At 70.5% G+C, this 9,422-nt stretch carries 9 protein-coding genes and 1 riboswitch; all 9 genes read left to right on the top strand.

Going from position 1 to position 9,422, the window contains the following annotated elements; translation table 11 throughout:
• Positions 1 to 87: 87 nt before the first annotated feature.
• Entirely contained in the window at positions 88 to 924 is an 837-nt protein-coding gene (gene tsf, locus ACIBAD_RS13225; protein WP_134070809.1) for a translation elongation factor Ts, read from the top strand.
• Between the two features lie 163 nt (positions 925 to 1,087).
• Positions 1,088 to 1,867 carry a UMP kinase gene (gene pyrH / locus ACIBAD_RS13230; protein ID WP_030162523.1) on the top strand — a complete coding sequence of 260 codons (780 nt, stop codon included), beginning with the start codon at positions 1,088 to 1,090 and terminating at the stop codon, positions 1,865 to 1,867.
• 84 nt (positions 1,868 to 1,951) lie between these two features.
• Entirely contained in the window at positions 1,952 to 2,509 is a 558-nt protein-coding gene (frr, locus tag ACIBAD_RS13235; RefSeq protein ID WP_030162526.1) for a ribosome recycling factor, read from the top strand.
• Positions 2,509 to 3,579, top strand: coding sequence for a phosphatidate cytidylyltransferase (locus tag ACIBAD_RS13240; RefSeq protein WP_398906392.1), 1,071 nt, complete (start codon positions 2,509 to 2,511; stop codon positions 3,577 to 3,579). Before frr ends, ACIBAD_RS13240 begins: the two co-directional genes overlap by 1 nt.
• Before the next feature lie 161 nt (positions 3,580 to 3,740).
• Positions 3,741 to 4,853, top strand: a complete 1,113-nt coding sequence (rlmN, locus tag ACIBAD_RS13245; protein WP_030298414.1) for a 23S rRNA (adenine(2503)-C(2))-methyltransferase RlmN — start codon at positions 3,741 to 3,743, stop codon at positions 4,851 to 4,853.
• Positions 4,854 to 4,879: 26 nt separating this feature from the next.
• Positions 4,880 to 4,984: riboswitch (TPP riboswitch) on the top strand.
• A gap of 88 nt (positions 4,985 to 5,072) precedes the next feature.
• On the top strand, positions 5,073 to 6,176 hold the full coding sequence (locus tag ACIBAD_RS13250) for a thiamine ABC transporter substrate binding subunit (RefSeq protein WP_398906395.1): 1,104 nt from the start codon (positions 5,073 to 5,075) through the stop codon (positions 6,174 to 6,176).
• A 59-nt stretch (positions 6,177 to 6,235) separates the two neighbouring features.
• Positions 6,236 to 7,852, top strand: coding sequence for an iron ABC transporter permease (locus ACIBAD_RS13255; protein WP_134074367.1), 1,617 nt, complete (start codon positions 6,236 to 6,238; stop codon positions 7,850 to 7,852).
• On the top strand, positions 7,852 to 8,874 hold the full coding sequence (locus ACIBAD_RS13260; RefSeq protein WP_398906397.1) for an ABC transporter ATP-binding protein: 1,023 nt from the start codon (positions 7,852 to 7,854) through the stop codon (positions 8,872 to 8,874). The genes ACIBAD_RS13255 and ACIBAD_RS13260 overlap by 1 nt, the downstream gene beginning before the upstream one ends.
• Before the next feature lie 218 nt (positions 8,875 to 9,092).
• Positions 9,093 to 9,422, top strand: a 330-nt coding sequence (locus ACIBAD_RS13265; protein ID WP_398906399.1) for a helix-turn-helix domain-containing protein, incomplete at its 3' end; no start/stop codon positions are given.

The raw sequence follows: 9,422 nt of genomic DNA on the forward strand, positions 1-9,422 counted from the left end.
ACGATGACGGCGGGGGAGCCGCGCCACAAGCGCGCTCCTCCGCCGTTCACCCGTAGATCTACGACTTCGAGAGAGAATCACAGACTCATGGCGAACTACACCGCCGCTGACGTCAAGAAGCTCCGCGAGCTCACCGGCGCCGGCATGCTGGACTGCAAGAACGCGCTGGTCGACTCCGACGGCGACGTCGACAAGGCCGTCGAGGCGCTCCGTATCAAGGGTCAGAAGGGCGTCGCCAAGCGCGAGGGCCGTTCTGCCGAGAACGGTGCCGTCGTCTCCCTCATCGCCGACGACAACACCTCCGGTGTCCTCGTCGAGCTGAAGTGCGAGACGGACTTCGTCGCGAAGGGCGAGAAGTTCCTCGCCGTCGCCAACGAGCTGGCCGCGCACGTCGCCGCCACCTCCCCGGCCGACATCGAGACGCTCCTCGCGTCCGAGATCGCCCCCGGCAAGACCGTCACGGCCTTCGTGGACGAGGCGAACGCCAACCTCGGCGAGAAGATCGTCCTGGACCGCTTCGCGCAGTTCACCGGCGGTTACGTCGCGTCGTACATGCACCGCACCATGCCCGACCTGCCGTTCCAGATCGGTGTCCTGGTCGAGCTCGACAAGGAGAACGCCGAGGTCGCCCGCGGCGTCGCGCAGCACATCGCCGCGTTCGCGCCGAAGTGGCTGTCCGCCGAGGACGTCCCGGCCGAGGTCGTCGAGTCCGAGCGCCGCGTCGCCGAAGAGGTCACCCGCGCGGAGGGCAAGCCCGAGGCCGCCCTCCCGAAGATCGTCGAGGGTCGTGTCAACGGCTTCTTCCGCGACAACACGCTCCTTGGCCAGGCGTACGCGCTGGACGCCAAGAAGTCCGTCCAGAAGGTTCTGGACGAGGCCGGTGTCACCCTGGTGCGTTTCTCGCGCATCAAGGTCGGCATCTGAGTCCGTCCTGACAACGACGGACACCGGACCCCGGTAGGGTCTGAAGCAGTCGTCCGCGTGCGCGCGGAACGACCGCAGATCTGACGAGGAGGCCATTGCCGTAGAGGGAACCGCGAGGACCCACCGGCAATGGCCTTCTTCGTATGTGCACGAGGAGATCTCCATGAATCAGGGCGTGGACCCCCACACCGCTTCCGACGACAAGAGCGACCACGACAAGAAGGGCCGCCGCTTCATGCTGAAGCTGTCGGGCGAAGCCTTCTCCGGTGGTGGAGGACTGGGCGTCGACCCCGACGTCGTCCATGCCATCGCGCGCGAAATCGCCGCGGTGGTCCGTGACGGCGCGGAGATCGCCGTCGTGATCGGCGGCGGAAACTTCTTCCGCGGCGCCGAACTCCAGCAGCGCGGCATGGACCGTGCGCGGTCCGACTACATGGGCATGCTCGGCACCGTCATGAACTGCCTCGCCCTCCAGGACTTCCTGGAGAAGGAAGGCATCGACTCCCGTGTGCAGACCGCCATCACCATGGGCCAGGTCGCGGAGCCGTACATCCCGCTGCGCGCCGTACGGCACCTGGAGAAGGGCCGCGTCGTGATCTTCGGCGCCGGCATGGGCATGCCGTACTTCTCCACCGACACCACGGCCGCCCAGCGGGCCCTGGAAATCGACGCCGAGGCCCTGCTCATGGGCAAGAACGGCGTCGACGGGGTCTACGACTCCGACCCGAAGAAGAACCCCGACGCGGTGAAGTTCGACGCGCTGGAGTACAGCGAGGTGCTGTCCCGCGACCTCAAGGTCGCCGACGCCACCGCGATCACGCTGTGCCGCGACAACAAGCTGCCGATCCTGGTCTTCGAGCTGCTCGCCGAGGGCAATATCGCCCGCGCCGTCAAGGGTGAGAAGATCGGCACGCTCGTGAGCGACCAGGGCACCCGGGCCTGAGCGTTTCGACGCCGGGCCCGGCCCCCTGGGCCGAGCCCGCCCCGCCCGCCTGAACCATCCATATCTGACATGCAGGAGCACGTGGTGATCGAAGAAATCCTCCTCGAGGCCGAGGAGAAGATGGAGAAGGCCGTCGTCGTCGCCAAGGAAGACTTCGCCGCGATCCGCACCGGTCGTGCGCACCCGGCGATGTTCAACAAGATCGTGGCGGACTACTACGGCGCCATCACGCCCATCAACCAGCTCGCGTCCTTCTCGGTGCCCGAGCCGCGCATGGCGATCGTGACCCCGTTCGACAAGAGCGCCCTGCGCAACATCGAGCAGGCCATCCGCGACTCCGACCTGGGCGTCAACCCCAGCAACGACGGCAACATCATCCGGGTGACCTTCCCCGAGCTGACGCAGGATCGCCGCAAGGAGTACATCAAGGTCGCGCGCACCAAGGCCGAGGACTCCAAGGTCTCGATCCGCGCCGTCCGCCGCAAGGCGAAGGACTCCCTCGACAAGCTCGTCAAGGACAAGGAGTCCGGCGAGGACGAGGTGCGCCGCGCGGAGAAGGAGCTCGACGACACCACCGCGAAGTACGTCGCGCAGGTCGACGAGCTGCTCAAGCACAAGGAAGCCGAGCTCCTCGAAGTCTGATGAACGACTCTCCCTGGGCCACGGAGCCGGTTCCGGCGGGTCCCGCATACGATGCGCTGGTGGGCCCGCACACTCGGCCCATGCCCATCGTGCCCGATGCCGCCGGCCGTGACTTCGACGACCGGGAAGCACGCGATCGGGGGGCCGCCGACGGCGGCCCCCCGTTCCGCGCCGAGACGCCGCCGCAGGAGCCCATGCCCAGCCCCCCGTCCCCGCCCTCGCAGGCACCGCAGGACGCCACGCCGCCGCCGAAGAAGCGGGCGGGGCGAGACCTGCGTGCCGCCATAGGGGTCGGTGTCGGCCTCGGTGCGGTGATCTTCGCTTCGCTGTTCATCGTCAAGGCGGTCTTCGTCGGCGTCATCGTCGTCGCGGTCGTCGTCGGGCTGTGGGAGCTCACCTCCCGCCTCCAGGAGAAGAAGGGCATCAAGGCGCCGCTCGTCCCGCTCGCGATCGGCGGCGCCGCCATGGTCATCGCCGGATACGTCCGGGGGGCCGAGGGCGCCTGGGTGGCCATGGCCCTGACCGCGCTGGCCGTCCTGGTCTGGCGGATGACCGAACCGCCCGAGGACTACCTCAAGGACGTCACGGCGGGTGTGTTCGCGGCCTTCTACGTGCCCTTCCTGGCCACCTTCGTCGCGATGCTGCTCACCGCCGACGACGGACCGGAGCGCGTGGTCACGTTCCTGCTGCTGACCGTGGTCAGCGACACGGGGGCGTACGCGGTGGGCTGGCGCTTCGGCAAGCACAAGCTGGCGCCGCGCATCAGCCCCGGCAAGACCCGCGAGGGGCTGTTCGGCGCGGTGGCCTTCGCGATGGCGGCCGGGGCGCTGTGCATGGAGTTCCTGATCGACGGGGGCGCCTGGTGGCAGGGCCTGCTGCTCGGTCTCGCGGTCGCGGTCAGCGCGACGCTGGGCGACCTCGGCGAGTCGATGATCAAGCGGGACCTGGGCATCAAGGACATGGGCACGCTGCTCCCGGGCCACGGCGGCATCATGGACCGGCTCGACTCCCTGCTGCCGACCGCCCCGGTGGTGTGGCTGCTGCTCGCCGCTTTCGTCGGCACCGGCTGAAACCGGGCCCCGCGGCTCCCGACGGGCGGGCGGTTCATCGGGGGCAACCCCGCCGAGCTGGGACGACGTACGTGCGAAGGCTCCGGGTGGGTCCGGGCGGTTACTCTTGAAAGGCGCGCTGCTTCTGCGGCGCGCCTTTCGTCTTACGAGGAGTACCAGCCATGGCCCGCCCTGTCCCGGGAGAGCTCACCTTCGTCGCCCCTCGCGGGGCCAAGAAGCCGCCCCGGCACCTCGCCGACCTCACGCCCGAGGAGCGTCGCGAGGCGGTCGCCGCGATCGGCGAGAAGCCCTTCCGGGCCAAGCAGCTCTCGCAGCACTACTTCGCCCGGTACGCGCACGACCCGGCCGAGTGGACCGACATCCCGGCGGGCTCGCGGGAGAAGCTCCAGCAGGAGCTGCTGCCCGAGCTGATGAACGTCGTCCGGCACATCTCGTGCGACGACGACACCACGCGCAAGACCCTGTGGAAGCTGCACGACGGCACGCTCGTCGAGTCCGTGCTGATGCGCTACCCCGACCGGGTCACCATGTGCATCTCCTCGCAGGCCGGCTGCGGCATGAACTGCCCGTTCTGCGCCACCGGCCAGGCGGGCCTGGACCGCAACCTGTCCACCGCCGAGATCGTCCACCAGATCGTCGACGGCATGCGCGCGCTGCGCGACGGCGAGGTCCCCGGCGGCCCGGCCCGCCTGTCCAACATCGTCTTCATGGGCATGGGCGAGCCGCTGGCCAACTACAAGCGGGTCGTCGGCGCCATCCGCCGCCTCACCGACCCCGAGCCCGACGGCCTCGGCCTGTCGCAGCGCGGGATCACCGTCTCCACCGTCGGCCTGGTCCCGGCGATGCTGCGCTTCGCCGACGAGGGCTTCAAATGCCGCCTCGCGGTCTCGCTGCACGCGCCGGACGACGAGCTGCGCGACACCCTCGTCCCCGTGAACACCCGCTGGAAGGTCCGCGAGGTCCTCGACGCGGCCTGGGAGTACGCCGAGAAGTCCGGCCGCCGTATCTCCATCGAGTACGCCCTGATCCGCGACATCAACGACCAGGCCTGGCGCGGCGACCTCCTCGGCCGGCTGCTCAAGGGCAAGCGCGTCCACGTCAACCTGATCCCGCTGAACCCGACGCCGGGCTCCAAGTGGACCGCCTCGCGTCCCGAGGACGAGAAGGCCTTCGTCGAGGCCATCGCCCGCCACGGCGTCCCGGTGACCGTCCGGGACACCCGCGGCCAGGAGATCGACGGCGCCTGCGGTCAGCTCGCCGCGAGCGAGCGGTAGGCTGACCCGCGTATATCTGAATACTCATATTCCGACAGGGGAGCGCCACAGCGCTGAGAGTGCGGCAACGCCGCAGACCCTCTGAACCTTGCCCAGGTCATTCTGGGTAGGAAGTTCGGTCACCACCTCAAGCTGTTGCGCCCTGCCCGGGCGCCCCGCTCCACCGGAGCGCCCGGGCAGGGCCGCGTCTTCTCCTGGTCAACCCAGGAGGAATGTTCCGTGAGCACCACCAGGAAGATCGCGGGTGCGGCGCTGGCCGCGGCCCTCGGTGTCAGCACGCTCGCCGCGTGCGGCGGCGGCAAGGGCAAGGACGAGTCCGGGGCCGGCGCGAGCGGTGCGCCGAAGTCCAAGACGGTCACGCTCGTCTCGCACGACTCCTTCAACGTGACCGACACGGTCCTCAAGGAGTTCGAGCAGCAGAGCGGCTACACCGTCAAGGTCCTGAAGTCCGGGGACGCGGGCGCCGCCCTCAACCAGGAGATCCTCACCAAGGGCTCCCCGCGCGGCGACGTCTTCTTCGGTGTGGACAACACGCTCCTCTCGCGCGCCCTCGACAACGGGATCTTCACGCCGTACGAGGCCAAGGGCCTGGCCGACGTGAAGCCCGAGTACGTGCTCGACAAGGAGCACCGGGTCACCCCGATCGACTCCGGCGACATCTGCGTCAACTACGACAAGGCGTACTTCGCCGACAAGAAGCTCGCCCCGCCGCAGACGCTGGACGACCTGGTCAAGCCCGAGTACAAGAACCTGCTGGTCACCGAGAACGCGGCGACCTCCTCGCCGGGCCTCGGCTTCCTGCTCGCCTCCGTCGGCAAGTACGGGGAGGACGGCTGGAAGGACTACTGGAGCAAGCTGAAGGCCAACGGAGTCGAGGTCGTCGACGGCTGGGAGCAGGCCTACAACGAGCGCTTCTCCGGTTCCGCGGGCGGCAAGAAGGCCAAGGGCGACCGGCCGCTGGTCGTCTCGTACGCCTCCAGCCCGCCGGTCGAGGTCCTGTACGGGGAGCCCCAGCCGGCCGAGGCCCCCACGGGCGTGGCCACCGGCACCTGCTTCCGGCAGGTCGAGTTCGCGGGCCTGCTCAAGGGAGCGAAGAACGAGGAGGGCGGCAAGGCGCTCCTCGACTTCCTGCTGAGCAAGAAGTTCCAGGAGGACATGCCGCTCCAGATGTTCGTGAACCCGGTGGTCAAGGACGCGAAGCTGCCGGAGCTGTTCACGAAGCACGGCGTGGTCGTCGAGAAGCCGGAGAACGTCGCTCCCGAGACCATCGCCAAGAACCGTGAGCAGTGGGTCAAGGCATGGTCCTCGCTCGTCGTGAAGTAGGACGCGAGAGCACTCCCGTGAAGGAGAGCGCGCGCGGTACGGCTGTCCGGCTCCTGCTGATGGCCGTGCCGCTCGCCTTCTTCGGGCTGTTCTTCGCCTACCCCGTGGCCGCGATCGTCGGCCGCGGGATCAAGACCGACGAGGGGTGGCAGTTCGGCCGGGTCACCGAGGTGCTGACCCGGCCCGACATCGCCGACGTGCTCTGGTTCACCACGTGGCAGGCGTGCGCGTCCACGGCGCTCACGCTCCTGATCGCACTCCCCGGCGCGTACGTCTTCGCGCGCTTCGAGTTCCCCGGCAAGCAGCTGCTGCGGGCGGTGGTCACGGTCCCGTTCGTACTGCCGACGGTGGTGGTCGGCACCGCCTTCCTGGCGCTGGTCGGGCGGGGCGGGCTGCTGGACGAGCTGTGGGGCGTCCGGCTGGACACCACCGTCTGGGCGATCCTGCTCGCGCACGTCTTCTTCAACTACGCCGTCGTCGTACGGACGGTCGGCGGGCTCTGGGCGCAGCTGGACCCGCGCCAGGAGGAGGCCGCCCGGGTGCTGGGCGCCGGGCGGTTCGCCGCCTGGCGGCGGGTGACCCTGCCCGCGCTCGGGCCGGCGGTGGCCGCGGCCTCGCTGATGGTGTTCCTGTTCACGTTCACCTCCTTCGGCGTCGTGCAGATCCTCGGCGGGCCCTCGTACGCCACGCTGGAGGTGGAGGTCTACCGGCAGACCGCGCAGCTGCTGGACCTGCCGACGGCCGCCGTCCTCACGATGGTGCAGTTCGCGGCGGTCGGCCTGATCCTCGCCGTCCACGCCTGGACCGTGCGCCGGCGGGAGACCGCCCTGCGGCTGGTCGACCCGGCGCGGACCGCGCACCGGCCGAGCGGACCGGGGCAGCGCGCCCTGCTGGGCGGGGTGCTGCTGACGGTCGCGCTGTTGATCGTGGCCCCGCTGGCGGTGCTGGTGGAGCGCTCCCTCGATGCGCCCGGCGGGTACGGGTTCGGCTTCTACCGGGCGCTCCAAGACGTGGGCGCCGGCGGCGGAACGTTTCTGGTGCCCCCGCTGGAGGCCATCTGGAACTCCCTGCAGTACGCGCTCGCCGCCACCGCGATCGCCCTGCTGATCGGGGGGCTCGCGGCCGCGGCGCTGACCCGGCGCGCGGGCCGGTTCGTGCGCGGGTTCGACGCGCTGCTGATGCTTCCGCTGGGGGTGTCGGCGGTGACGGTCGGGTTCGGGTTCCTGATCACCCTGGACGAGCCGCCGCTCGATCTGCGGACCTCGTGGATCCTGGTGCCGCTCGCGCAGGCGCTGGTGGGCGTGCCGTTCGTCGTACGGACGATGCTGCCCGTACTGCGGGCCGTGGACGGGCGGCTGCGCGAGGCGGCCGCCGTGCTCGGGGCGTCGCCGCTGCGGGCCTGGCGGGAGGTGGACCTGCCGCTGGTGCGCCGGGCGCTGCTGATCGCGGCCGGATTCGCCTTCGCCGTCTCGCTGGGGGAGTTCGGGGCGACCGTCTTCATCGCCCGGCCCGACCGTCCGACGCTGCCGGTGGCCGTGGCGCGGCTGCTGGGGCGGGCCGGTGAGATGAACTACGGGCAGGCGATGGCCCTGAGCACGATTCTGATGCTGGTGTGCGCGGTCTCCCTGCTGGTGCTGGAGCGGCTGCGCCCCGACAAGACCTCGGGAGAGTTCTGATGACGTTGCTCGAACTGGCCGGGGTGTCGGTCCGCTTCGGTGAGCGCGCCGTCGTCGACGCGGTCGACCTGGAGGTTGCCGAGCACGAGATCGTCTGCGTGCTCGGGCCCAGCGGAAGCGGCAAGTCCACGCTGCTGCGGGTGGTGGCCGGGCTGCAGCCGGTCTCGGCGGGGCGGGTCCTGCTGGGCGGCGCCGACCAGGCGCGGGTGCCGGCGCACCGGCGCGGGGTCGGCCTGATGTTCCAGGACCACCAGCTGTTCCCGCACCGGGACGTGGGCGGCAACGTCGCGTTCGGGCTGCGCATGCGGGGCTCGGGCCGGGAGGCGTCCGAGGCCCGGGTCGCGGAGTTGCTGGAGCTGGTCGGGCTCCCCGGGGCCCGGGGCCGCTCGGTGGCCTCGCTGTCGGGCGGTGAGCAGCAGCGGGTGGCACTGGCCCGGGCGCTGGCCCCTTCGCCGCGTCTGCTGATGCTGGACGAACCGCTGGGGCAGCTGGACCGGGGGTTGCGCGAGCGGCTGGTGGTGGAGCTGCGGGGGCTCTTCTCCCGGCTCGGGACCACGGTGCTGGCCGTCACGCACGACCAGGGGGAGGCGTTCGCCCTGGCCGACCGGGTGGTGGTGATGCGGGACGGGCGCATCGCGCAGGCCGGGACCCCGCTGGAGGTGTGGCAGCGGCCGGCCTCGGAGTTCGTGGCGCGGTTCCTCGGCTTCGAGAACGTGGTCCCGGCGACGGTGGTGGGCGGGGCCGCGGCCACGGCGTGGGGGAAGGTGCAGGTGCCGGCCGGGTCCCCGGAGGGGGAGCGGCGGATCCTGATCCGGCCGGCGGGGGTGGTGCTGGCGGCTGCCGGGCTGGGCTGTGAGGTGGTGTCGCGGACGTTCCGGGGGACGCATGTCGCGCTGCTGCTCAAGCCGGAGGCGGGGCCGGTGCTGGAGGCGGAGTGCGGGCTGGCCGGGGCGCCGGCCGTGGGGGACCGGGTCGCCGTGTCCTTCGCCCCGGCTGAAGTCGTCGTCCTTCCGGCGGGCTAGGGGGTGTCGTCAAAGTAGCGTCGGCCGCCCGAAGAGGCGGGGCCGGCGGGGTCTGGTGCGTGCGATCGCAAGGCGGAGGAGGGAATCGACGCGGAGCGTCGGTGACCGACGACAACGCGGCGAGCGTGCGTGCCAGACCCCGCCGGCCAGACGGGACTTTGACGACACCCCCTAGTCTTCTGAGTCGGGAATTCTGTTCAGATGTATAAGCTTGCCCTGTGGTACGGACGGGACGGCCGAAGGCCGAATTGACGTTGTCGGACGAGGAGCGGGCCGCACTCGAGGGGTGGGTGCGGCGTCGATCCACGCCGCAGGCGTGGGCCTTGCGGTGCCGGATCATCCTGGCCTGTGCTGAAGGCGCGTCGAACAAGGACGTGGCCGCCCGGCTCGGGTCCACAGCCCATGCGGTGGGCCGCTGGCGGGCACGGTTCGTGCAGTATCGGATCGCCGGCCTGGGTGACATGCCGCGTCCGGGTGGCCCTCGGACGGTGACGGACGAGCAGGTGGCCGCGCTGGTCTCTAAGACGCTGGAGACCACCCCGAAGAAC

The organism is Streptomyces sp. NPDC051109 (genome assembly GCF_044455885.1).
Classification (GTDB): domain Bacteria; phylum Actinomycetota; class Actinomycetes; order Streptomycetales; family Streptomycetaceae; genus Streptomyces.

Bases quoted from the DNA above. Each gene is read 5' to 3' on its own strand.
- ACIBAD_RS13260 (WP_398906397.1), top strand. From the start codon at position 7,852: ATGACGTTGCTCGAACTGGCCGGGGTGTCGGTCCGCTTCGGTGAGCGC.
- rlmN (WP_030298414.1), top strand. From the start codon at position 3,741: ATGGCCCGCCCTGTCCCGGGAGAGCTCACCTTCGTCGCCCCTCGCGGG.
- ACIBAD_RS13240 (WP_398906392.1), top strand. From the start codon at position 2,509: ATGAACGACTCTCCCTGGGCCACGGAGCCGGTTCCGGCGGGTCCCGCA.
- ACIBAD_RS13255 (WP_134074367.1), top strand. From the start codon at position 6,236: ATGGCCGTGCCGCTCGCCTTCTTCGGGCTGTTCTTCGCCTACCCCGTG.
- tsf (WP_134070809.1), top strand. From the start codon at position 88: ATGGCGAACTACACCGCCGCTGACGTCAAGAAGCTCCGCGAGCTCACC.
- pyrH (WP_030162523.1), top strand. From the start codon at position 1,088: ATGAATCAGGGCGTGGACCCCCACACCGCTTCCGACGACAAGAGCGAC.